A 23556-nucleotide genomic window follows, 5' to 3' on the forward strand; every position below is an offset into this window, starting at 1 on the left:
GCGGCGCCGGATCGGGGCGGCACCTAATCGACGACGGTGCCGAAGACTAGGCGTCGCCGAACTTCTCGACGACCCGCTTGATGGCCTCCTGGGCGACAAGCTCCTGGATGCCCATGTCCAGCTCAGACGTGAAGCCGACGCAGGAGCAGTTGATCTCGCCGAGGACGTAGGTGTCCCCGCCGTCCTCGCCGTCGGCCAGCATGAAGTCGGCGGTCCAGATCAGCGGGATGTTGTCGCCGCCGAGGTTCTCGGCGATGACCGGGCGGGCCTCGGCGAACATGTCGATGAGGTCCTGCCACTCCTCCGGCTTGTTGTAGGTGTACTTCGCGCCGGAGAACAGGGTCGCGGAGAAGGCGTCGCCGCCCTCGGCCGGCTTCTTGTGCACCACGAACACCGGGTGCGGGCCGACCAGCAGGATGCGGATCTCGCCCTCGGTGATGCGCGGCATGAAACGCATGTCCACGAGCATGCCGTTGTCGCCGATGATGTACTGGTCGCAGAAGTCCATGAACTCGCCGAGCTCGCGGGTCTCGGTGTGGTTGTCCACGGCCTCGGTGCACTTCAGCTTGGTGTCCAGCGGCAGCGGGGTGCCCGGAACGACGTTGGCGGCGACCTCTTCGTCGGCGATGCGCACGCGCCAGATGCCGGAGCCGGTGGAGCCGCGGTTCTGCTTGAGCACGCGCTCGCCGTAGGACAGGGACGTCGGGAACGTGCCGTGGAACGCCTCGACGTCGTAGTAGGCGGCGGTGTCGGAGGGGACCAGGTCGGTGTCCTTGAGCTTGACCAGCGCGTCCTTGGCGCCGTAGGCCATCATCTCGCCCGGGGTGGACATGCCGACCAGGCCGGCGACCGACAGGCTGGTCAGGAGCTCGAAGTAGCCCCTCTCGCCGCCCGGGATGTTGCCCGGGTTGACGCGGGAGATGTAGCCGTCGAAGTTCTCGGAGACGTACGTGTACAGGTCGTCCTTCCACTCCGGACGGTAGTAGACGACCTCGGCGGACCAGCCGGCTTCGCGGATGGCGTTGACGATCGGCATGGTGTCGCGGCGGTGCCCGTCGAAGTACTTGTCGGATCCGCCCTCGACCTCGAAGACGACGATGCTCTTGTGCATTTGCTCTCCTTGAATGCATGGGCCGGGATCGCCGGCGCCATATCCCCGTGCAGGTCGGGGCCCCGGAACCTGCGGGGTCGATGCACGTTCCACAGAGAATTTTAAAGCCGCCGTGAGAATTTATTAGGGTAACGTCCGTCACCTCCACCCCCATTAGTGGAGCGCCGCATTCCCGCAGGTCGGAAGCGACATTCGGGCGGGTGTGAGGTGACCAGAGGCAATGGCCGTAAGGTGGGGGTACCGGAAAGCGCCGTCCGCGCCGGCGCCGCACCCCATGAAGGAGCAAAGATGGCGGTCCCGCACGACCCGCACCCGCAGTTCCAGCAGTACGCGCACCCCGAGCGCCTGGTGTCCAGCAATTGGCTGGCCGCCCGCCTCGGGTCGCCCGGCCTGCGCGTCGTCGAGTCGGACGAGGACATGCTGCTGTATGACATCGGGCACATTCCGGGTGCCGTGCGCATCGACTGGCACTCCGACCTCAACGATCCGACGGTGCGCGATTACGTCGACGCCGAGGCGTTCGCGGAGCTGATGCGGTCCAAGGGCATTTCCCGCGATGACACCGTGGTCATCTACGGCGACAAGTCGAATTGGTGGGCCGCGTACACGCTGTGGGTGTTCGAGCTGTTCGGCCATCCGGACGTGCGGTTGCTCAACGGTGGCCGCGATGCGTGGATGACGGAGGAGCGCGACACGAGTTTCGAGGTGCCGGAGTATCCGCGCACCGATTACCCCGTCGTCGAGCGTGACGACGAGACGCTGCGCGCCTACGCCGCCGAGACCCGTGCGCTGATGGGCCGCGGCAATCTCATCGACGTGCGCACTCCCGAGGAGTACTCGGGCAATCGCACGCACATGGTCGATTATCCGCAGGAGGGCGTGCTGCGCGGCGGGCACATTCCGACTGCGGTCAACGTGCCGTGGAATCAGTCGGTGCACCCGAATTCCCGCTTCCGTTCGCGCGAGGAGCTGGAGGCCATTTACGCCGACGTCGACGCGGACGAGGACACGATCGTCTACTGCCGCATCGGCGAGCGTTCCGCCCACACCTGGTTCGTGCTGCGTTATCTGCTGGGCCGGGACAACGTGCGCAACTACGACGGTTCGTGGGTGGAGTGGGGCAACATGATCCGGATGCCGATCGCCCGCGGCACGGAACCGGGAGAGGCCCCCGAGGCGTAGGCGGCGGTTGCCGCGCGGGTCGTGTCGTTTGCTTGACGACGCCATCGGGGAGCATCCCGGCCTTCCGTTGAGGTGTCTCATTCACCCCCGGCGCGATCCCCCCGAAACCGGGCGAATACGGCATCCGGTCGCTCCGTCGGAGGCACCGCCATGGGGAGTCTCCGCCGACTCCGCAGGCGGTGTAATGGGGACTTTGCACGGGAAAACCATCCGGGCGAAATCGCCGACCAGATCGAACATAGTTCAAGTTCAGCGACGGTCCCCTTGGCGGGGTAGGCCGGAAAATGGCGAAACCGCCACCTGTGACAGAATGGCCGTATTGGGTTGGACGGTGTTAGCCCGTGCATGTCCAGGAGAGCATGCGGCGCGCAGGACCGTCGAACCTCGATGACTGTCGTACCTACGCCGGTCGGACCAACCGTCCGGTGCCCGCGAAAACAGGAGGGTTTCGTGTCCGAGCAGACCACCGAGAAGATCACGAAGGTTCTCGTCGCCAACCGTGGCGAGATCGCCGTTCGCGTCATCCGCGCCGCGAAGGACGCCGGCATTCCGTCGGTCGCCGTTTACGCCGAGCCGGACGCCGACGCTCCCTTCGTGACCATGGCCGACGAGGCGTTCGCGCTGGGCGGTCAGACGTCCGCGGAGTCCTACCTCGTCTTCGACAAGATCCTCGACGCCGCCAAGAAGTCGGGCGCCAACGCCATCCACCCGGGCTACGGCTTCCTGTCGGAAAACGGCGACTTCGCCGAGGCCGTGGAGAACGCCGGCCTGATCTGGATCGGCCCGTCGCCGGAGTCCATCCGTGCGCTGGGCGACAAGGTCACCGCCCGTCACATCGCCCTGAAGGCCGACGCGCCGATGGCCCCGGGCACCAAGGAGCCGGTCAAGGACGCCGACGAGGTCGTGGCGTTCGCCGAGGAGTACGGCCTGCCGATCGCCATCAAGGCGGCCTTCGGCGGCGGTGGCCGCGGCATGAAGGTGGCCTACGAGATGTCCGAGGTCAAGGACCTGTTCGAGTCCGCCACCCGTGAGGCCGTCGCGGCGTTCGGTCGCGGCGAGTGCTTCGTCGAGCGGTACCTGGACAAGGCCCGCCACGTGGAGTGTCAGGTCCTGGCCGACAAGCACGGCAACGTCATCGTCGCCTCCACCCGCGACTGCTCCCTGCAGCGCCGGTTCCAGAAGCTCGTCGAGGAGGCCCCGGCCCCGTTCCTGACCGAGGACCAGGACCGCCGTCTGCGCGAGTCGGCGAAGGCCATTTGCAAGGAGGCCGGCTACTACGGCGCCGGCACCGTCGAGTACCTGGTCGGCTCCGACGGCCTGATCTCCTTCCTCGAGGTCAACACCCGCCTGCAGGTCGAGCACCCCGTCACCGAGGAGGTCACCGGCCTCGACCTGGTCCGCGAGCAGTTCAACATCGCCGAGGGCCGCGAGCTGAGCCTCAAGGAGGACCCGGAGCTGCGCGGTCACGCCTTCGAGTTCCGCATCAACGGCGAGGACGCGGGCACCAACTTCATGCCGGCTCCGGGCACCATCACCAAGTACGTCGAGCCGGCCGGCCCGGGCGTCCGCATGGACACCGGCATCAAGGAGGGCGACGTCATCGGCGGTCAGTTCGACTCGATGCTGGCCAAGCTGATCGTCTGGGGCGAAAACCGCGAGGAGGCCCTGCGCCGCTCGGCCCGCGCCCTGGCCGAGTACGAGGTCGAGGGTCTGGCCACGGTGATCCCGTTCCACCGCCACATCGTCGAGAACCCGGCGTTCGTCGGCGACGGCGAGAAGTTCGACGTCTACACCAAGTGGATCGAGGAGGAGTGGGACAACCCCATCGAGCCGTACGCCGGCGACTCCGACGTCGACGAGGACGAGGCCGTGCCGTCGCAGAAGGTCGTCGTCGAGATCGACGGTCGCCGCGTCGAGGTCGCCCTGCCGGGCGATCTGGCCCTGGGCGGCGGTGCGGGCGGTGCCCGCAAGAAGGCCAAGAAGCGTCGTTCCGGTGGCGCCAAGAAGGCCGCTTCCGGTGACGCCGTGGTCGCGCCGATGCAGGGCACCGTCATCAAGGTCGAGGTCGAGGAGGGCCAGGAGGTCTCCGAGGGCGACACCGTGGTCGTGCTCGAGGCCATGAAGATGGAGAACCCGGTCAAGGCCCACAAGGACGGCACCGTCACCGGCCTGACCGCCGAGGCGGGCTCGGGCGTCGGCAAGGGCGATGTCCTGATGGAGCTGAAGTAGGCTCCTCCCCCGGTTCCCCCGAGGCGGGAACCGATTGACGGCGATCCCCGTCGCACGGTCCGGTGCGGCGGGGATCGCCGTTTTCGCGTACCGCGCCCGCCGGGCCGTTGCCGCGGCAGCCGATTCCGTCAACCGATTCCACTACCCTGGAGGGCAGTGACATCGCCTCTTTCGGGCGGTTCGATTCGCGGTGCGCCCTCCCTGAACGCACCGCCGCATGAGAGGAATGCCCCCATGGAACCCATGGAACTCAATGCCGGTCGTTTCCATCTCCGGCCGTTGCGCCAGGATGGCCGCGTCGACGACGCCCCCGCGTTGGCCCTCGCCCACGGCCGCGCGGTGTACCCGGAGTATTTCGAGGATGCGGCGGCGGATTGGGCCGCCGACCGCGTGTACCGGTGGGCGGTCGCCGAGCAGACGAACATCGATTTGCTGGCCGAAGTCGCGGTGACCCTGGTGGGCGACGACGGTGCCGAGGTGGTCATCCACGTCGCCGGTGATCCGGACCGGGTCGTGGAGGTCGACGATCCGACGCTCGCGCCGGTCACGGTCTCCGATGCCGCCGATGCGGCGAAGCAGGTCGTGGGCCGGTGGATCGAGGGGTACCTGGGGCGTAAACCCATGGCGCCGCGCCCGTTCCCCGGGCACCAGGGCCAAACGCGCCCCGTCGACGAGCGGTAGGCACCGCCCCGCCGGGTCGACGAGCGGACGAGCGGCAGGCACCCCCGCTGGGGCCACGATCGGCAGGCGCTACTCCGCCGGGGCCACCACGAGCAGGAGGTCGCCGCCCTCGACGCGCGTCGGGCCGGTGAGGGCCACTCGCTCGACGACGCCGTCGCAGGGCGCGGAGATCGCGCCCTCCATCTTCATCGCCTCGATTCCGCCGACCTGGTCGCCCTTGGACACCCGGGTGCCCGGTTCGGCGGTGACGGTGACGACACCCGCGAACGGCGCCGCGACGTGGCCCGGATTCGACTCATCCGCGCGCTCGCGCTGGGGAGTGGCCGTCTCCACGGAGCGGTCCCGGACCGTGACGGGCCGCAGCTGGCCGTTGACCGTGCACATCGCGGTGCGCAGGCCTTTCCCATCCGGGCCGGACAACGATTCCAGCCGGACGATGAGGTCCACGCCGCCATCGAGGTGGACGACGGTTTCCTCACCTTCCCGGAGCCCGTAGAAGAACTGCGTGGCGGTGAGCACCGACACGTCCCCGTAGGCGTCCCGGTGCTCCCGGAATTCCTTCGCCGGTCCGGGGAAGAGGATCCGGTCGAGTGTGCCGCGCAATTCGGCGCGGCCCTCTCCCCCGGCGCCGGCGCCCGCCGCCAGGATCCGCTCATCGCCCGGATCCACGTCGATCGCCGGCTCCGGCGGCACGGTGCGGCCGTCGAGGATGCGGCCGCGCAGTGGCTCCGGCCATCCGCCCGGCGGCACGCCGAGATCGCCGCGGAGGAACCCGAGGACGGAATCCGGCAGGTCGATGATGCCGGGGTCGTCCGCGAACTCCTCGGCTCCGACGCCCGCCGCGACGAGCTGGAGGGCCAGGTCGCCGACGACCTTCGACGACGGCGTCACTTTCGGCGGGCGGCCGAGGATCCGGTTCACGCCCGCGTAGGCGTCCTCCACTTGCTCGAACCTGTCCGCGAGGCCGAGTGCGCCGGATTGGGTGCGCAAGTTGGACAGCTGCCCGCCGGGGATCTCATGGTCGTAAACGCGGCCGGTGGGTCCGGGGATTCCGGATTCGAACGGCGCGTAGATGGCGCGCACCGCCTCCCAGTACGGCTCCATGGACTGCACGGCGGCCAGGTCGATGCCGGTGTCGCGGCCCGTGTGCGCCAGCGCCGCCACCAACGCCGCCATGGAAGGCTGGCTGGTGGTGCCCGCCAGCGGCGACGCGGCCACGTCGACGGCGTCCGCTCCGGCTTCGATGGCCGCCAGATAGGTGGCCAGCTGCCCACCGGCGGTGTCATGGGTGTGGACGTGGACCGGCAGGTCGAACTCCGAGCGCAGCGAACGCACGAGGGTGGCGGCCGCCGACGGCCGCAGCAGACCGGCCATGTCCTTGATGGCCAGCACGTGGGCGCCCGCGTCGACCGCCTTCTCCGCGAGGCGGAGATAGTAGTCCAACGTGTAGAGGTCCTCGGCCGGGTCGGACAGGTCCCCGGTGTACGCGAGCGCGACCTCGGCGACCGACGTGCCGGTGGCCCGCACCGCATCGATCGCGGGGCGCATCCGCTCGACGTCGTTGAGGGCGTCGAAGATGCGGAACACGTCGATGCCCGATTCGGCGGCTTCGGCGACGAAGGCGTCGACCACCGGGGCCGGGTACGGCGCGTAGCCGACGGTGTTGCGGCCGCGGATGAGCATCTGCAGGCACGTGTCCGGCATGGCCGCGCGGATGCGGTCGAGCCGCTCCCACGGGTCCTCGTGCAGGAAGCGCAGCGCGACGTCGTAGGTGGCGCCGCCCCACACCTCGGCCGACCAGATCCCCGGCAGCAGGCGCGCCGAATGCGCGGCGGCCCGCTCCAGACCCGACGTGCGCAGACGTGTCGCGAGCAACGATTGGTGCGCATCGCGGTAGGTGGTGTCCGTGACCGCGACGGCATCGCTCCGCCTGAGCCTGCGGGCGAACCCCTCGGGCCCCAGTTCGCGGAGCAGCCGGCGCGACCCCGGCGGCGGGGGCTGCGACAAATCTACGGCGGGGAGTTTCGTGGAGGGCCGCACGGCGTCCGGGCGCGGGCCGTTGGGCTGGTTGACGGTGACGTCTACGAGGTAGTTGAGCAGCTTCGACGCCCGGTCGGCCGACGGCCGGCCCGCGAGCAGGGCCGGGTGGTCGGCGATGAAGGAGGTGCTGACCCGCCCGCCGAGGAAATCGGGTTCCTCCAGCAGCGCCCGCAGGAAACCGAGGTTCGTGGCGACGCCGCGGATGCGGAACTCGGCGAGCGCCCGGCGCGCCCGGGCCACTGCGGCGGGCAGGTCCTTGCCGCGGCAGGTGAGCTTCACCAGCATCGAGTCGAAGTGCGGGGACACCTCTCCGCCGAGCTGCGCCGCGGAATCCAGGCGCACGCCCGCGCCGCCGGGCGACCGGTAGACGGTGATGCGGCCGGTGTCCGGGCGGAAATCGTTGGCCGGATCCTCCGTGGTGATGCGGCACTGCAGGGCGGCGCCGCGGATCCGGATCCCGTCCTGCGCGAGACCGAGGTCCGCGAGGGTCTCCCCCGCCGCGATGCGCAGCTGCGCGGCGACGAGGTCGACGTCGGTGATCTCCTCGGTGACGGTGTGCTCGACCTGGATGCGCGGGTTCATCTCGATGAACACGTGGCGCCCGGAGGCATCGACGAGGAATTCGACGGTGCCGGCCCCGCAGTAGCCTATGTCGCGCGCGAACGCGACTGCGTCCGCGCAGATGCGATCGCGCAAATCGGGGTCGAGGCCCGGGGCCGGGGCGATCTCCACGACCTTCTGGTGCCGGCGCTGCACGGAACAATCGCGCTCGTAAAGATGGATGACCTCGCCGGTGGCATCGCCGAGGATCTGCACCTCGATGTGGCGCGGCTCGATGACCGCCTCCTCCAGGTACACGGTGCCGTCGCCGAACGCCGCCAGCGCCTCGCGGGAGGCCGCGGCCACGGCGGAGGCCAGTTCATCCGGGCCGCCCACGAACCGCATGCCGCGCCCGCCGCCGCCGGCGACGGCCTTGACGAACAGCGGGAACGTCATCCCCCGCGCGGCGTCCGCGAGCCCATCGAGGTCGTCGGTGGGCTCGGACGACGCGAGCGTCGGCAAGCCCGCCGCCCGGGCCGCCGCGACGGCCGCCGCCTTGTCCCCCGTGAGATCGAGGACCTCCGGGTCCGGGCCGATGAACGTCAGCCCGGCCCCGGCGCACGCCCTGGCGAAATCGGCGTTCTCGCTGAGGAAACCGTAACCGGGGTACACGGCGTCGGCGCCCGCGCCGCGGGCCGCCTCCACGATGGCCCCGACGTCCAGGTAAGCGCGGACGGCATGGCCCTCCTCGCCGATCTGGTGCGATTCGTCGGCCTTCGCGCGGTGCACCGCATTGCGGTCCTCCCACGGATACACCGCCACCGTGCCGATGCCGATCTCCGCGGCCGCCCGAAACGCACGGACGGCGATTTCACCGCGATTGGCCACCAACATTTTTCGGATGGGGCGATGCACCGGAGGCGCGCCCGTACCCTGATTCACTGTCCACAAACTCCTTTTCGTCTGATGGTCGCCGCGCCGGCGGCTGTGGAGGGCCGACGGCGCGGGGCCGGGAACGTCGGCCCTACGCCGCCGGCGGGCTTCCGATCTCGCGCTGCTCCGGGCCGTTGTAGGCGCTCAGCGGGCGGATCAGCGAGTTGTCGCGGTACTGCTCCACGATGTGCGCCGTCCACCCGGCGACGCGGGCGATGACGAACAGCGGGGTGAAGAAGTCCACCGGGAAACCGAGCAGGTGGTAGGCCGGGCCGGCGGGGAAATCGAGGTTGGGCTTGATGCCCGTCCGCTCGTCCATGGCGTCGCGCATGTTCTCGTACATGGCCACCCACTTCGCCCCGTCGTGGCGCTCGGCCAGGGCCCGGAAGGAGGCCTCCATCGACGGCACGCGGGAATCGCCCTTCTTGTACACGCGGTGCCCGAAGCCCATGATCAGGTCCTTGTTGTCCAGTGCATCGTTGACCCACTGCGCGGCCTTGTCCGGGTCGTCGATCTCGAGCATCGTGTGCATGACGAACTCGTTGGCGCCGCCGTGGAGCGGCCCCTTCAGCGCGCCGATGGCGCCGGTGATGGCCGAGTACACGTCAGAGCGGGTCGAGGTGATCACGCGGCCGGTGAACGTCGACGCGTTGAAGGAGTGCTCGGCGTAGAGGATCAGCGACTTCTCGAAATCGCGGACGTCGTCGACGTTCGACGCCGGGGAGTCGGAGCCGTTGCCGAAGACCATCGACAGGAGGTTCTCGGCGACGGACTTCGACGGGTCGGGGGCGACGATGTCCTTGCCCTCGCGGCGGCGGATGTCCATGGCCAGGACCATCGGCAACTGGGCCAGCAGGCGGTGGCCGACCTCGGTGATGTGCTCGGCGTCCGGCGTGAAGTGATCTTGGTCCTTGGTACCCATGTAGGACACGGCGGTGCGCATGACGTCCATCGGGTGGCAGTCCCGCGGCAGCGAGTGGATGAGGGCGATCAGGCCCGGATCGAGGCTGCGGTAGGAGCGGCCCTTCTCGTTGAACTCGCGCAGCTGCTCGGCGGTGGGCAGCTCGCCGTTCCACAGGAGGTAGAAGACCTCCTCGAAACTGCAGTTGGCGACGAGATCCTGGACCGCGTAGCCGCGGTAGGTCAGGGAGTTGGTCTCGGGCATGACCTTCGAGACGGCGGTGTAGTCGGCGATGACGCCGTTGAGGCCCTTGCGGACGTCGGGGGTGTGATCAGTCATTGGAGGCTCCGTACGTGAAGAGGGTGGAATCGAAGGAATTGAAATCGGCGTAGCCGTTGAGCTCGTAGAGCCGGCTGCGGTGCTGCATCCGGTCGAGCCAGGCGGCCTGGGTGCCGTCGGCGGCGAGGTCCCGAAGGGCCTCCTCCACCGCGCCCATGGCGACGCGGAGAGTGGTCACCGGGTAGATGACGGCCTCGTACCCGATGCGCTCGAGGGTTCCGGCGTCGATGAGCTCGGACTTCCCGAACTCCGTCATGTTGGCCAGCAGGGGCACGTCGACGGCTTCGCGGAACGCCTCGAACTCGGACTCGTCGGCGAGGGCCTCGGTGAAGATGAGGTCGGCGCCCGCGTCGGCGTAGGCGCGCGCCCGGTCGATCGCGGAGTCGAGGCCCTCCACTCCGCGGGCGTCGGTGCGGGCGCAGATGACGAAGTCCGGGTCCCTGCGCGCGGCCGCGGCCGCCCCGATGCGCCGCACCATCTCGGCGGCCGGAACAACGTCCTTTCCGTCGAGATGGCCGCAGCGCTTCGGGTTGACCTGGTCCTCCAGGTGGAGGCCTGCGATGCCGGCATCCTCCATCTCGACGACCGCGCGCGCCGCGGACATGGGCTCGCCGAACCCGGTGTCGGCGTCGATGAGCACCGGCAGCCCGGTGACCCGGGCGACCTGGCGGCCGCGGTGGGCCACCTCGGTCAGCGTGGTCAGCCCGATGTCCGGCAGCGCCATGTCGGCGGCGACGACCGCCCCGGAAACGTAGACGCCCTCGAAGCCGATGTCCTCGATGAGGCGCGCCGTCAGCGGGTTCATCGCCCCGACGAAACGCTGGATGCGCCCGGAGGCCAGCCCGTCGCGGAACGCCCGGCGGCGATCTGCCGGGCACGCCGCGGGACTGAACGGCGAACCGGCGCCGGAGGCTGCGGCAGAAGTTGCGTCGGCGGCCATCAGAAGATGCCCCCGGGAATCTGCGGGGCGCGGGCGAGCACGTCGTCGGAAAGCACGAAGCCGAGCCGGCCGAGCTCGCCCGGTGCCAGGTCGGCCGCGTTGCGGGCAGCCTCCAGGAAGCGGTCCTGCTCCGCGTCGTCGACGATGCCCTCGGCGAGGACGCGGAACTTGTTCTCGTACTGCTCGCGGGCGAAGGGGCGGTCGCCGAGCGGATGGGCGTCGGCGATGGCCAGCTCGTCGGCGATGACCGTGCCGTCCTTCAGCGTGACCTCCGCGCGGCAGCCGAAGGCCTTCTCGTTCGGATCCTGCGAGTGGTAGCGGCGGGTCCACTCGGGATCCTCGACGGTGGAGATCTTGTTCCACAGCTCGATGGTCGACGGGCGGGCGGCGCGCTCCGGGGCGTAGCTGTCCTCGTGGTGCCAGCCGCCGTCCTCCAGCGCGACGGCGAAGATGTACATGACCGAGTGGTCGAGGGTCTCGCGCGAGGCCTTCGGGTCGAACTTCTGCGGGTCGTTCGAGCCGGTGCCAATGACCACGTGGGTGTGGTGTGACGTGTGGAGCACGATGGACTCCACCTGCGACAGATCGCCGATCCGGTCGCGCATGCGCCGGGCGAGGTCGATGGGCGCCTGCGACTGGTACTCCGCGGAATGCTCCTTGGTGTAGGTGTCCAGGATGGCCCGCTTCTCCTCGCCCGCGGCGGGCAGCGGCACCGTGTACTCCTTCTCCGGGCCGCCGAGCAGCCAGGCGATGACGCCGTCCTCGCCCTCCCAGATCGGGGACGGGGCGCCCTCGCCGCGCATCGCGCGGTCCACGGCCTCGACGGCCATCTTGCCCGCGAAGGCCGGGGCGAATGCCTTCCAGGAGCTGATCTCGCCCTTCCGCGACTGGCGCGTCGCGGTGGTCGTGTGCAGCGCCTGGCCGACGGCCTGGTAGATCGTTTCGGCGTCGAGGCCCAGCAGGGTGCCGATGCCGGCGGCGGCCGACGGGCCGAGGTGGGCGACGTGGTCGATCTTGTGCTCGTGGAGGCAGATGCCGCGCACCAGGTTGACCTGGATCTCGTAGCCGGTGGCGATGCCGCGGATCAGGTCGGCGCCGCCGAGGCCCTTGTGCTGGGCGACGGCGAGGATCGACGGGATGTTGTCGCCCGGGTGCGAGTACTCGGCGGCCAGGAAGGTGTCGTGGAAGTCGAGTTCGCGCACGGCGACTCCGTTCGCCCAGGCCGCCCACTCGGGCGAGACCGTGTCGCCGACCCCGAAGACGGTCGCGCCAGGCTCCGCCGGGTGGGCCAGGGCCTGCGCGCGGGCGGTGGACACCGGGCGGCGCAGGACCGACGCCGCGGCGACGGCCGCGTTGTCGATGATGCGGTTGACGATCATCTCTTCGACGTCGCCGGGGACCGCCACCGGATCCACCGCGACCTCGGCGATCTTCCACGCGAGGTGTTCGCCGCGCGGGAACTCCTCGGCGGAACGGCGGGTGCGGACGATGTGGTTCTCCATGGTGCTGGTGATGCTCCTAGGTCTGGTCGATCCCCCACCCATCCGGGGAGATCTGCGTCACAACCGAACCTAAGCAGTGACTTTCGACACCGATAGAGTTTCCCATGGCGTATTTTTGTTTCCACAGGAGAGCGAAATTGCGAAACTTGCGTAATTGCCTGGTGAGAAGGCATTTCGGCATCGCGCGGTGCCGGGGAAGGAGGATACATGTCACGGGTTTTCGCGGGTGCGCGCATCCGCGCAATGCGAAAGGAGCGCGGGCTGACGCAGGTCGAGATGGCACGGAAGCTCGGCTTTTCGACGAGCTACCTCAATCAGCTGGAGAACGATCACCGGCCGCTGACGGTGACGACGCTGATGCGCCTGACGTCCGTGTTCGACGTGCCGGCCGAGTATTTCTCCGGCGAACGCGCCTCCCGCACCGCCACCGCCCTGCAGCAGTCGCTGTCCGACGCCCTGGGGCGCACGCCGGCGCTCGGGGAGCTGTCGGACTTCGCCACGCGGTTCCCCGATCTCGCGCAGGACATGCTGACCATGTCCCGGCTCGCGTCGGCGCGGTCGGCGGCACCGGAACCGGGCGGCCCGCCGGCGGCGCAGGAGCCCTCCGCTCCCCCGCATGAGCTGGTCAGGGACTTCTTCCACGCCAACGCCAACTACTTCGACGCCGTCGACCGGGAAGCCGAGGCGCTGTCCGAGCGCCTGCCCATGCCCCGCGGCGAACGGGCCGACGCGCTCCGGCGCATCCTCGAATCCGAGCACGGCATCACGGTCACCAGAACGCCCGTCGCCTACGACTCGGGCGACGGGCACCTGCTGCCGCGCCGCGTGTACGACGCCACCGCCCGGAACCTGCGCCTGCGGGGCGATCTGACCCGCACCCAGGCGACGTTCGAGATGGCCATGCAGCTGGCGTTCCTGCGCCACGGGGAGCTGCTGCGCGGGCAGCTGGACCCGGGCGCGCTGCCGACCGCCGACTCCATGGAGCTGGCCACCTTCGGGCTGGCCCAGTACTTCGCGGCGGCGGTCGTCCTGCCGTACGCCCCCTTCATCCGGGAGGCCGAGAAACTCGCGTACGACATCGACCAGCTCAAGATCCGGTTCGGCGCCGGCTTCGAAACCATCGCCCAGCGCCTGTCCACGCTGCAGCGACCCGGGATGTCGGGGGTGCCGCTGTTTTTGCTGCGGTCCGACCGCGCCGGCAACATATCCAAGCGCCAGTCGGCCACCGCGTTCCACTTTTCGCGCCACGGCGGGTCGTGCCCGCTGTGGGTCCTGCACCGCGCGTTCGATCAGCGGCAGACGATCGTGCGGCAGGTGTCGAGCATGCCCGACGGCCGCGCCTACCTGTGGATAGCCCGCACCGTCGCGCACCCGCGCGGGGGTTTCGGCGTCGACCCCACCGAGTACTCCATCGGCCTGGGCTGCGATCTCGACGACGCCCACCGGCTGGTGTATTCGCGGGGCCTGGAGCTCAATCCGGACCGGGCGGTGCCCATCGGCCCCGGCTGCGCGACGTGCCCGCGGACGGCCTGCATGCAGCGGGCTTTCCCGCCGGCGGGCACGGCGGTGCTCATCGACGAGAACGTCTCGCCGTCCGTCCCGTACGGGCACGCCGAGCCCGGCACGGGGATTGGCACCTGATGCGCGGCGCCCGGCCCGTAGACTCATGGGCGTGAGAATCCCCGGGCAGTTCAAAACCGAGTTCGACGCGCAGGCCCGCGCGCTGTTCCAGCCGGGCGGCGGAGCCGTCGTCGCGGCAATCGACCAGGGCACGACGTCGACGCGGTGCATCCTGTTCGACAGGGAGGGTCGGTGCCGCGGCACCAGCCAAATGGAGCACCGGCAGATCATGCCGCGGCCGGGGTGGGTCGAGCATGATCCGGAGGAGATCTGGCGCAACACCCGCCGCGTCATCGCGGACGTCATGGCGGACGAGGAGTGGACGGCCGCCGACGTCGCCGCCGTCGGCATCACCAACCAGCGCGAGACCACCATCGTGTGGGACCGGCACACCGGCCGCGCCATCTACAACGCCATCGTCTGGCAGGACACCCGCACCGAGGAAATGTGCAGGAAGCTTCGCGACGAGGTCGGCGAGGAGAGGGTCCGCCGCATCACCGGTCTTCCGGTCTCGACGTATTTCTCCGGGCCGAAGATCGCCTGGATCCTGGACAACGTGGAGGGCGCCCGCCGGCGGGCGGAGGCCGGCGACCTGCTGTTCGGCACCGTCGACACGTGGCTGACGTGGAACCTCACCCGCCGCGAGGGCCGGGCGCTGCACGTCACCGACGTCACGAACGCGTCGCGGACGATGCTCATGAACCTGGAGACCCTCGAGTGGGACCAGGGCCTGTGCGAGGCCATGGGCATCCCCATGGAGATGCTGCCGGCCATCGCGAGCTCGTCGCAGTACCTGGGCAAGGTGCGGTGGAACGGGCCGCTGCACGGCGCGGCCATCGGCGGCATCCTCGGCGACCAGCAGGCCGCCACGTTCGGCCAGGCCTGCCTGGAACCCGGCGAGGCGAAGAACACGTACGGCACGGGCAATTTCCTGCTGCTCAACACCGGCACGGTCGCGCAGCGCTCCGACCACGGGTTGATCACGACGGTCGCCTACCGCATCGGCGACGACCTGCCCGTCTACGCGCTCGAAGGGTCGATCGCCGTGACCGGTTCGCTCATCCAGTGGCTCCGGGACAATCTCGGCCTCATCCCCGATGCGCCGGCCGTCGAAAAGCTCGCGGAAACCGTCGACGACAACGGCGGCTGCTACATCGTGCCCGCCTTTTCCGGGCTGCTGGCGCCGCATTGGCGGCCGGACGCGCGCGGCGTCATCGCGGGGTTGACGCGGTACATCAACAAGGGCCACATCGCCCGCGCCGCCCTCGAGGCCACCGCGTACCAGACCCGCGAGGTCGTGGAGGCCATGAACCGAGACTCCGGCGTCAGCCTGACCACCCTGCGCGTCGACGGCGGCATGGTGCCCAACAACCTGCTCATGCAGTTCCAGGCGGACATCCTCGGAGTGCCCGTGACGCGGCCGGTGATCACCGAAACCACGGCTCTCGGCGCCGCCTACGCCGCCGGCCTGACCGTGGGTTTCTGGGAATCGACCGACGAGATCCGGGCGATGTGGCGCGAGGACCGGACCTTCGTGCCCGACATGGAAGCCGACCGCCGCGACGCCCTTTACTCCGAGTGGGGCAAAGCCGTCGAACGCACCCTGGACTGGGTGGAGGACTGACGTCCGGGCCCCTACTCCCCCGCGTCGGTCGTGCCCGCCGGACGCAGCAAGTAGATGTCCATGATCCAACCGTGCTCGGCGCGCAGCTCGGCCTTCAGCGTCGCCAGTTCCCCGCCGATCTCCCCGACCCGGCCGCGGCGCAGCACCTCCATCGGGGTGCCCAGGTAGGCGCCCCACAGGATCTCCTCGTCGGCGTCGGCATGCTCCAGCCACGCCGCGGCCCCGTCGAGCATGACCACCGCGTCGGTGCCCGCCGGCCGCTCGCCCAGGCGGCGCCCCGTGGTCACCAAAACCGGGCGCCCGATGCGATTCAGCGTCGTCGCGTGCGCCGCCGTCAGCGCCTGCACTGCGGTGATGCCGGGGATCACGCGGACCTCGAGCTCCGCCCCCAGCCCCCGGATGCGATCGAGGATCCGCAACGTCGAGTCGTACAACGACGGGTCGCCCCACACCAGGAACGCACCGCGCCGCGCACCGCCCTCGGACGGCGCCAACGACCGCGTCATGGCGTCGTAAAGCAACTCGGCCCGCGCCCGATGCCAATCGCGCACCACGCCCGCATAATCCGCCGGCGCCCGATCCCGCGGCGGATCCGACACGACCACCAACTCCACGTGCGGAGCATGGGCGTCGAGGATGACGCGGCGCGCATCGAGCAGATCCGCCTTCGCCTCTCCCTTGTCCAACGCGAACACCACGTCGACGTTCTGCAGCGCCTCGATGGCCTCCACCGTCACGTGCGCGGGACTGCCCGCACCGATGCCGATGACGTCGATGCCCAGCACCGCCGGGGCGTCGTTGGCGTCGGTGACCGTGGGCTTTTGCACTTCCTGGACCTCGCTGCATCGGACTTTCCCGACGCGGACCATCGGCCGGGCTGGCCCCATCGTAGACCGGGCGCACCGTGGGGTAATGTTGTGGCGTCGCGACGCGGCACGCGCCTCAGCGCCCCGCACGTCGCCGACTCGCCCCAGTAGCTCAGTGGATAGAGCACGGCTCTCCTAAAGCCGGTGTCGCAGGTTCGATTCCTGCCTGGGGCACCACGAAACAACCCCCGGCCTTCGGCAATAGGTCGGGGACTGCCGCGTTGAAGGGGTCGAAACCCGCCTAAGCCCACAAAAACCCCGCGAGTTGATTCCCACCCCGCCGCCGACCGCGACGACCGGGCCCGCCTCCCGGCCCGCCACCCGAACGGGGGCCGCAACCACCCGAACACACCCCTTGCGGACGCCGTTCCGGCAGGTCACGGGGCATCGATCACCGTTAGCCCGGGGTGGGGCGAATCTCGCCGGGCGCAGGTGCCCCGACCATGGTTAGGGTCGAAGGTGGACATGGTGCATTCGGTCATCGGGTGCGCCCGGAAGAACCGACGCCCCCCCCCCTGAAGGCCGGCCCGGTCGCACGAGGGTTTTCGGGACTTCCGCCGACAGTGGAAGCATCCACGGAAAGGACCCCGCAATGCCCGCCTCCAGGAAGCCCGCGTTCACCGACGTCGACGGCGTGAAGGTTTTCGCCCGTCTCACCGACATCGACGGCCACCTCCGCCTGCGCCTCGTCGACGAAAACGAGAAGCAGATTCTCCTGCTCAATTTCTACGACGCCAAGCAGCTCGGCGCGGCGGTGGACATGTTCCTCGGCCAGCGTTACGGCGCGAACTTCTCCGAGCTCGACGGCAACATCTCCCTCGAGGACCGCAAGGAGCTCTTCCACGAGGAACTCGAGGAACTCGAGGAGAAGCTGAAGAAGGAAGCCGAGGAGGAGAAGGCCCGTCGCGCCCGCGGCGAGCTCTAAGCTTCCCGCCGACCCCTTACCTCCGGCACGCCCTAGCACGCCGCACGCGCGCACGTGAGCGTCTCCGGCCCTGCTTTACGACGCCGACCCGCCCCACCGAGGGGCGTGGTCGGCGTTTTCATTCCGGTTGACAACGGCCCCCACAACGGCCCCCACAACGGCCCAGCGATTGCGATTGCCATACCTTTTTTGCATAGGCTACCCTCAGCCTGACTTGAGGATGACAATCGGAGGATCCGTGACCGTTCCCGCACCCCACCGCGCGTGCTCCCCGGCAACCGATGCCCGCCCCACCGCCGGGCGACGCCATCTCCGGTTGCCGCTCGCCGCGATCGCCGTCGGCGCCGTCGTCATGATCGGCGGCGGCCCGCTCCCGACCCCGACCGCCGGAGCCACCCCCGGGCCGCCGGCGTCCCTCGCGTCTCCGCTGCTTTCGCCACCTTCGCTGCCCGGCGGCTTCCCGGCGCTGCCCTTCCCCGGAGGCGCCGCCGACCGCGATGCCTCCGACGGCCCCCGCTTCACCCTCTCCGCACGAGACGGGCTCGACGACGATTCCGTCCTCACCATCACCGGCGCCGGCTACGCGCCCGGCGAGAACATCTACGTCACGCAGACCATCGAGAAGCCCGCGTCCGGGTACCCGCAGACCTACGGCGAAGCCGTCAAGGTCAGCGTCGACGACGCCGGCGCATTCACCACCGAACTGCCGGTCGACGTCACCTTCGGCGACGTGGATTGCCGCACCACCCAGTGCTACGTCGCCACGTTCACCGCATTCCCCAAACTCGCCGATCGCAGCCAGGACGTGTGGGAGCCCATCCACTTCGACGGCGCCGCCACACCCGCCGCCCCCGCCGAGTCCGGCCCGGCCGGCTCCCCCGCCGCACCGACGCGTCCCGGCGCACCGGCCGCCACGGCACCGTCGCCAAGCACCGGAGGCGCCCCCGCCGCGACGGCCTCCGCACACGGGCCGAGCGTCACCCTGTCGACCAACCAGATCGCCGCAACCGGAGTCACCTCCATCACCGTCACCGGCACGGGCTTTGCGACGACCGGCCCCGGCATCTACGTCGGCGTCGCCGAAAAGGCCAAGTTCTCGCACACCGACGCCTCCGCCTTCGGGGCCGTGAACTACGTCAAGACCGCCGAAATGGGCGCGGACGGTTCCTTCACGACCATCGTCGACGTGGAGCCCGTGTTCGCCGCCGGCAACTGCATCGACAACGCCTGCGCCATGTTCACCTTCGCCGCCCACGGCTCCTCCGACCGCAGCCAGGACACCGTCACCGACCTCGTCGTCGGCGGCACCGCGGAGGAGAAGGCCGCGGCATCGGCGGCCGCCCCCGCAACCACGGGAACCGGCGGGAAGGCCGGGTCGAAGCCCGTCGGCTCGAAGTCGACGCCCGGCACCGGTTCGGGCCAGCCCCCTGGTCTCGGCACCGGCACCGGGGCCGACGAGGCCGCCGACGACGCCGCGACCACGACCGAAGCCACGCTGGCCGCGTCCGGTTCCCCCATGGCCACTTTGTCCGCCGGGCTGATCGGCGCCGTCACCGGGGCCGCGCTGTTCGGCGCCGGGATGCTGCTGGGTCGCCGGACCCGCCGCACGGATTCGGACGGGTAGTTCACGGCAGTTGGACGGCGCCCGACGCTGCCCCGATTCGCCGGCGATCACGTCGAAATCGCCGGACACGGCCCCGGCCATGTAGGCTCACCCCGTACTCGCACCAACGACGATTCGACGAAGACGGGAGGAACGGGCATGAAACGCACCATCATCGCCGCCGCGGTCTGCGGCATGACGTTGTCGGCGGTCGCCTGCGCCCCGTCTGAGAACGCGGACGACATCGACTCCTCGGCGGTGTCGTCCGTCGCCGATTCGTCCTCGCGTCCGTCGCACACCGGTGAGGCGGGCTCGTCGACGTCGGCAACGTCGCAGACTCCCTCCGAATCGACGTCCGCCGAGCCCACCGACTCCCCGGCCTCCCCGACGGCTCCCACCGACCAGGGTGCGGCCACCGGAGACGACGCACGACCCGCGACCCCCACCGCCACGCGCAGCGCCGACGGCAGGGCCCGCATCGGCGACCCCTGTCCGGGACTGGAGGGCACCCTGCGGCCGGCGGTCAACGGCGAGAACCTCATCTGCACCGGGGAACCGATCCCGCGCTGGACCGTCATCCTCGACGAACCCTCCCCCACCGACACCGCGCCCGCCCCCGGCGACGGCACGACCGAGCCCGGCGATCCGTCGCAGGGCGACGACACCACCCCGGACCCCGGCGCTGACGGCGACGGCGACGGCGACAACGACGATCATCGCGGCCCGGGCGGCACCTCGTCGCAGCGGACCACCCCGGAGCCCGACCGCCCGACGCGGTAGCGCCTACCTGCGCTTCTTGCGGTTGTAGAACGGCGTCGGTACGACGGTGGCGGTGCGCTCCTCGCCCTCGACGTCGAGCTTCAGCTCGGTGCCCTTGGTGGACAGCCAACGGTCGACGTACGCGAACGCGATGGGGTACCCGAACGTCGGAGACACCTTGGACGAGGTGACCACGCCGGCCTCGTTGCCGTCGGCGTCGCGAAGCACCGTACCGCGCTCGGGGGCCACCTTGCCCTCGATCTGCAGGCCGGCCAGGAGCTGCTTCGGCTCGGGCTGGTTGAACAGCGCGTTGCGGCCGATGAAGTTGCCCTTCGTCGGCCCCATGACGGACTTCAGGCCGGCCTCGAGCGGAGTGCGCTCGCGGGTGAGTTCGCGGCCGTACAGCGGCATGCCGGCCTCGAGGCGCAGGATGTCGCGGCACAGCAGGCCACACGGGCGCACGCCCAGGTCGGAGCCGTCATCGGCGGGATCCGCGGGGTCCGACACGGCGCCGCCGGCGGCCAGCAGCGCATCCCACACCTCGGCGCCGCGGTCGGCCGGCGGGAACACCTCGAAGCCGTCTTCGCCGGTGTAGCCGGTGCGGGCGACGATCATCTCGACGCCGGCGACCTCCAGCGAGGTGCAGGAGTAGTAGCGCAGCGCGTCGAGCGTGCCGTGCGAGTCGGCGGGCACGACGCGGCGCAGCAGCTTCGCCGCCTTCGGGCCCTGGACGGCGATGAGGGCGATCTCGGCGCTGCGGTCGACGACCTCGACGTCGTAGCCGCCGATGCGCTCGCGCAGCGTGCCGTAGACCTCGCGCATGTTGCCGGCGTTTTGGACCAGCATGAACTCGTCGACGCCGAGACGGTAGACGATGAGGTCGTCGATGATGCCGCCGTCTTCCTGGACGATCATCGTGTACTTGGCCTTGCCCAGGGCGATGGGCTTGATGGCGGAGATGAGGGTGTGCGCCAGGAAACGGGCGGCGTCGGGGCCGGAAACGCGGATCTCGCCCATCAGGGACAGGTCGAACAGGCCGACCGCCTCGCGCACCGCCTTGTGCTCCTCGAGTTCGCTCGAGTACCGGAACGGCAGCTCGTATCCGCCGACGTCGCGAATCTCCGCTCCCAGCGCCACGTGCCGGTCGTGCAGCGGGCTGCGGATCGGCGACGCCTCCGGATTCGGGTTCGCGGTCGAGTCGGTCATGGGTGCCTCCTGCTTTCGTCACGGGCCCGACGGCCCCGGGCCTGGTTGGCAACCACTCTATCCGCGCCCCGGGGTTTCCGCCTGCGGCAGGTCAGCGGCTTGCTTTGCGACGCCCACCGGGTTGTCGGGACCCGCCGAGCGCTCCGGAAAATGCCGAAACCCCGCCCCGGACACCGGATTTCTCCGGGGTCGAGGCTGGGTTTCATGGGCGTGAGGCTCGGGCGCCACCGTGGGGGCGCCCCACCCGGGGCGGTCGATGATCACCGCGCCCGGGATGCTGCGGGGGTCGCTCCTAGTGGTCGACGGCGGCTTCGGTGCCGACGCCGGTGAGGGAGCGGACCTCCATCTCGGCCTGGAGGTCATCCAGGTTGTCCGGCTTGCCGACGAAGGTGCCGACGATGCCGGCGAGGAAGCCGAGCGGGATGGAGACCAGGCCCGGGTTCTGCAGCGGGAAGAAGGACCAGTCGGCGCCCGGGACCATGGAGGTCTCGAGGCCGGAGACGGCCGGGGAGAAGAAGATCAGCAGCAGGGCGGAGCCCACGCCGACGTACATCGACGCGACCGCACCGGTGGTGTTGAACTTCTTCCAGAACAGCGACAGCAGGATGGTCGGCAGGTTCGCCGAGGCGGCGACGGCGAAGGCCAGCGCGACCAGGAAGGCGACGTTCTGCGACATGGCCAGGATGCCCAGGATGATGGACGCGATGCCCAGCACGACGACCGTGATGCGGGACACGCGGACCTGCTGCTCCTCGGTCGCGGTGCCCTTCTTGATGACGGCCTGGTAGAGGTCCTGGCCGACGGACGCCGAAGCGGTGATGGCCAGGCCGGCGACGACCGCGAGGACGGTGGCGAAGGCGACGGCGGAGATCAGTGCCATGAAGATGGAACCGCCGAGACGCAACGCCAGCAGCGGGGCCGCGGCATTCGCGCCACCCGGGGCGGCGAGGATGGCGTCGGGGCCGACCAGGGCGGCGGCGCCGAAGCCCAGGATGAGGGTCATCAGGTAGAAGGAACCGATGAGCACGATGGCCCAGGTCACGGACTTGCGGGCCTCACGGGCGGTGGGCACCGTGTAGAAGCGCATGAGCACGTGCGGCAGACCCGCGGTACCGAGCACCAGGGCCAGACCCAGGGAGATGAAGTCGAGCTTGGAGGTCTCGGTGGCGCCGTACTTCATGCCCGGCTCGAGGAGCTGGGAGCCCTTCGTTCCGGCCTCGGCCGCGGTTGCCGAGGCGTCGTGGGTGGCCACGGCCTGCTCCAGCAGGCCGACGAAGCCGGACTTGGCGGAGACGAAGACCAGGACGGTCATGATGGCGACGCCGCCGACGAGCAACACGGCCTTGATCATCTGGACGTAGGTGGTGCCCTTCATGCCGCCGATGAGGACGTAGGCGATCATGACGATGCCGACGACGGCGACGACGATGGACTGCTCGAGCTCGCCCTCCAGATTCAGCAGCACGGCGACGAGGGAGCCGGCGCCGGCCATCTGTGCGATGAGGTAGAACAGCGTGACCGCCAGGGTGGTGCAGGCGGCGGCGGTGCGCACCGGCTGCTGCTTGAGGCGGAACGCCAGCACGTCGGCCATGGTGAACTTGCCGACGTTGCGCAGCGGCTCGGCGACGAGCAGCAGCGCGACCAGCCAGGCCACGAAGAAACCGATGGAGTACAGGAATCCGTCGTAGCCGCTCAGCGCGATGGCGCCGACGATGCCGAGGAACGAGGCCGCCGACAGGTAGTCACCGGCGATGGCCAGGCCGTTCTGGGTGCCGGAGAACTGGGCGCCGCCGGTGTAGAAGTCGGAGGCGTCCTTCTTGTTGCCGCCCTTGGAGACGCGGGTGACGACCACCATCGTGATCACGATGAACGCGACGAAGACGATGATGTTGAGAATCGGGTTGCTCTTGCCGAGATCCGACTCCTGGGCGAGGAGATTCAGGGTGTTCATGTCTTACTTGGCCTCCTTGTTGCCGGAGCCGAGCTTCGCGGCGACGGCGCCGGACTCCATCTCGTCGCGGATGGCGGCCTGCATCGGCTCGAGCTTCTTGTTGGCGAAGGAGATGTACCACCACGTGATGAAGAACGTGGTGACGAACTGCAGCACGCCGAGCAGAATGCCGAGGTTGCCGAAGACCGGCATCTCGGTGCCGAACAGGTCGGGCATGTAGGTCGCCAGGAGAACGTAGGCGATGTACCAGACGAGACCGGCGACGGTCAGCGGAATGGTGAAGGAACGGAAGGTCGTGCGGAGTTCCTGGAACTCCTCGGTGCCCTGCACGTGGCGGTACTCCGCCGCGGTGGGCTTGTGCCGATCTACCGGCTGTGGGGTTGCGGACACTGGTGTGCCTTTCCGGGTCATCTTGTACGGACAATCACGGTTCACGGGGACCATTGGCCGGCCGCCCGCGGGTAACACCTCACTCGGCGTGATGCGTTGTGCGGCGCATCACACAGAAATATGTGTGCACCTGAAGTTACCTGCAACACCCCGGCCTGCGAAACGGATCACACTCACAGGGTGCCTTAAGGAAGTTCACGCCACCCCCAAAGGT

Annotated in this window: 17 protein-coding genes and 1 tRNA gene; 9 read left to right on the forward strand and 9 right to left on the reverse strand. The window is 69.6% G+C overall.

Annotated elements, in window-relative coordinates:
* Positions 1 to 46: 46 nt before the first annotated feature.
* Positions 47 to 1111: a Cj0069 family protein gene (locus CFREN_RS10575; RefSeq protein WP_070521774.1), complete on the reverse strand. Its 1065-nt coding sequence runs from the start codon at positions 1109 to 1111 to the stop codon at positions 47 to 49.
* 288 nt (positions 1112 to 1399) lie between these two features.
* On the opposite strand from CFREN_RS10575, the gene CFREN_RS10580 reads away from it, so the two are divergent.
* The 3 genes from CFREN_RS10580 (at position 1400) to CFREN_RS10590 (ending at position 5203) form a co-directional block, all read left to right on the forward strand.
* Positions 1400 to 2293 (forward strand): sulfurtransferase, encoded by an 894-nt coding sequence (locus tag CFREN_RS10580; protein ID WP_209652050.1) that lies wholly within the window; start codon positions 1400 to 1402, stop codon positions 2291 to 2293.
* Positions 2294 to 2743: 450 nt separating this feature from the next.
* A complete protein-coding gene (locus CFREN_RS10585) occupies positions 2744 to 4522 on the forward strand; it encodes an acetyl/propionyl/methylcrotonyl-CoA carboxylase subunit alpha (RefSeq protein WP_070521780.1) in 1779 nt (592 codons plus the stop codon).
* A 234-nt stretch (positions 4523 to 4756) separates the two neighbouring features.
* Entirely contained in the window at positions 4757 to 5203 is a 447-nt protein-coding gene (locus CFREN_RS10590) for a hypothetical protein (protein WP_209652048.1), read from the forward strand.
* Positions 5204 to 5272: 69 nt separating this feature from the next.
* Here CFREN_RS10590 and CFREN_RS10595 read toward each other — a convergent pair whose 3' ends face one another.
* The 4 genes from CFREN_RS10595 to prpD all read right to left on the reverse strand — a co-directional run bounded on the left by CFREN_RS10595 (position 5273) and on the right by prpD (position 12398).
* Positions 5273 to 8677, reverse strand: a complete 3405-nt coding sequence (locus CFREN_RS10595) for a pyruvate carboxylase (protein WP_209654533.1) — start codon at positions 8675 to 8677, stop codon at positions 5273 to 5275.
* Between the two features lie 130 nt (positions 8678 to 8807).
* A complete protein-coding gene (locus tag CFREN_RS10600) occupies positions 8808 to 9956 on the reverse strand; it encodes a bifunctional 2-methylcitrate synthase/citrate synthase (protein WP_209652046.1) in 1149 nt (382 codons plus the stop codon).
* Positions 9949 to 10896: a methylisocitrate lyase gene (prpB, locus tag CFREN_RS10605; protein ID WP_209652044.1), complete on the reverse strand. Its 948-nt coding sequence runs from the start codon at positions 10894 to 10896 to the stop codon at positions 9949 to 9951. The genes CFREN_RS10600 and prpB overlap by 8 nt, the downstream gene beginning before the upstream one ends.
* Positions 10896 to 12398 carry a 2-methylcitrate dehydratase PrpD gene (gene prpD / locus CFREN_RS10610; RefSeq protein WP_209652042.1) on the reverse strand — a complete coding sequence of 501 codons (1503 nt, stop codon included), beginning with the start codon at positions 12396 to 12398 and terminating at the stop codon, positions 10896 to 10898. Before prpD ends, prpB begins: the two co-directional genes overlap by 1 nt.
* A gap of 207 nt (positions 12399 to 12605) precedes the next feature.
* Here prpD and CFREN_RS10615 point away from each other — a divergent pair, with 207 nt between their 5' ends.
* Complete coding sequence (locus CFREN_RS10615; protein ID WP_209652040.1) at positions 12606 to 14039, forward strand: short-chain fatty acyl-CoA regulator family protein; 1434 nt, start codon at positions 12606 to 12608, stop codon at positions 14037 to 14039.
* An 82-nt stretch (positions 14040 to 14121) separates the two neighbouring features.
* Positions 14122 to 15642, forward strand: coding sequence for a glycerol kinase GlpK (gene glpK / locus CFREN_RS10620; RefSeq protein ID WP_244979647.1), 1521 nt, complete (start codon positions 14122 to 14124; stop codon positions 15640 to 15642).
* An 11-nt stretch (positions 15643 to 15653) separates the two neighbouring features.
* Here glpK and cobF read toward each other — a convergent pair whose 3' ends face one another.
* Positions 15654 to 16469 (reverse strand): precorrin-6A synthase (deacetylating), encoded by an 816-nt coding sequence (cobF, locus tag CFREN_RS10625; RefSeq protein WP_425321479.1) that lies wholly within the window; start codon positions 16467 to 16469, stop codon positions 15654 to 15656.
* Positions 16470 to 16609: 140 nt separating this feature from the next.
* On the opposite strand from cobF, the gene CFREN_RS10630 reads away from it, so the two are divergent.
* From CFREN_RS10630 to CFREN_RS10645, 4 genes are all read left to right on the forward strand, one after another.
* Positions 16610 to 16685, forward strand: a tRNA-Arg gene (locus CFREN_RS10630).
* A gap of 415 nt (positions 16686 to 17100) precedes the next feature.
* Positions 17101 to 17433 carry a hypothetical protein gene (locus tag CFREN_RS10635; RefSeq protein ID WP_070522675.1) on the forward strand — a complete coding sequence of 111 codons (333 nt, stop codon included), beginning with the start codon at positions 17101 to 17103 and terminating at the stop codon, positions 17431 to 17433.
* A gap of 238 nt (positions 17434 to 17671) precedes the next feature.
* Positions 17672 to 19057 carry a neocarzinostatin apoprotein domain-containing protein gene (locus tag CFREN_RS10640; protein ID WP_209652035.1) on the forward strand — a complete coding sequence of 462 codons (1386 nt, stop codon included), beginning with the start codon at positions 17672 to 17674 and terminating at the stop codon, positions 19055 to 19057.
* 138 nt (positions 19058 to 19195) lie between these two features.
* Positions 19196 to 19816: a hypothetical protein gene (locus tag CFREN_RS10645; RefSeq protein WP_209652033.1), complete on the forward strand. Its 621-nt coding sequence runs from the start codon at positions 19196 to 19198 to the stop codon at positions 19814 to 19816.
* A 3-nt stretch (positions 19817 to 19819) separates the two neighbouring features.
* Here CFREN_RS10645 and gcvT read toward each other — a convergent pair whose 3' ends face one another.
* The 3 genes from gcvT to CFREN_RS10660 all read right to left on the reverse strand — a co-directional run bounded on the left by gcvT (position 19820) and on the right by CFREN_RS10660 (position 23363).
* Positions 19820 to 21001: a glycine cleavage system aminomethyltransferase GcvT gene (gene gcvT / locus CFREN_RS10650; protein ID WP_070522668.1), complete on the reverse strand. Its 1182-nt coding sequence runs from the start codon at positions 20999 to 21001 to the stop codon at positions 19820 to 19822.
* Positions 21002 to 21293: 292 nt separating this feature from the next.
* Positions 21294 to 22952 (reverse strand): monocarboxylic acid transporter, encoded by a 1659-nt coding sequence (locus CFREN_RS10655; protein ID WP_209652031.1) that lies wholly within the window; start codon positions 22950 to 22952, stop codon positions 21294 to 21296.
* 3 nt (positions 22953 to 22955) lie between these two features.
* A complete protein-coding gene (locus CFREN_RS10660; RefSeq protein WP_209654529.1) occupies positions 22956 to 23363 on the reverse strand; it encodes a DUF485 domain-containing protein in 408 nt (135 codons plus the stop codon).
* Positions 23364 to 23556 lie beyond the last annotated feature (193 nt).

Source organism: Corynebacterium freneyi, assembly GCF_030408835.1.
GTDB lineage: Bacteria > Actinomycetota > Actinomycetes > Mycobacteriales > Mycobacteriaceae > Corynebacterium > Corynebacterium freneyi.

Excerpts from the sequence above, each read along its gene's own strand:
- CFREN_RS10575 (WP_070521774.1), bottom strand. The coding sequence starts at position 1,111 with ATGCACAAGAGCATCGTCGTCTTCGAGGTCGAGGGCGGATCCGACAAG.
- CFREN_RS10580 (WP_209652050.1), top strand. The coding sequence starts at position 1,400 with ATGGCGGTCCCGCACGACCCGCACCCGCAGTTCCAGCAGTACGCGCAC.
- CFREN_RS10590 (WP_209652048.1), top strand. The coding sequence starts at position 4,757 with ATGGAACCCATGGAACTCAATGCCGGTCGTTTCCATCTCCGGCCGTTG.
- CFREN_RS10595 (WP_209654533.1), bottom strand. The coding sequence starts at position 8,677 with ATGTTGGTGGCCAATCGCGGTGAAATCGCCGTCCGTGCGTTTCGGGCG.
- CFREN_RS10600 (WP_209652046.1), bottom strand. The coding sequence starts at position 9,956 with ATGACTGATCACACCCCCGACGTCCGCAAGGGCCTCAACGGCGTCATC.
- prpB (WP_209652044.1), bottom strand. The coding sequence starts at position 10,896 with ATGGCCGCCGACGCAACTTCTGCCGCAGCCTCCGGCGCCGGTTCGCCG.
- prpD (WP_209652042.1), bottom strand. The coding sequence starts at position 12,398 with ATGGAGAACCACATCGTCCGCACCCGCCGTTCCGCCGAGGAGTTCCCG.
- CFREN_RS10615 (WP_209652040.1), top strand. The coding sequence starts at position 12,606 with ATGTCACGGGTTTTCGCGGGTGCGCGCATCCGCGCAATGCGAAAGGAG.
- CFREN_RS10635 (WP_070522675.1), top strand. The coding sequence starts at position 17,101 with ATGCCCGCCTCCAGGAAGCCCGCGTTCACCGACGTCGACGGCGTGAAG.
- CFREN_RS10645 (WP_209652033.1), top strand. The coding sequence starts at position 19,196 with ATGAAACGCACCATCATCGCCGCCGCGGTCTGCGGCATGACGTTGTCG.
- gcvT (WP_070522668.1), bottom strand. The coding sequence starts at position 21,001 with ATGACCGACTCGACCGCGAACCCGAATCCGGAGGCGTCGCCGATCCGC.
- CFREN_RS10655 (WP_209652031.1), bottom strand. The coding sequence starts at position 22,952 with ATGAACACCCTGAATCTCCTCGCCCAGGAGTCGGATCTCGGCAAGAGC.
- CFREN_RS10660 (WP_209654529.1), bottom strand. The coding sequence starts at position 23,363 with ATGACCCGGAAAGGCACACCAGTGTCCGCAACCCCACAGCCGGTAGAT.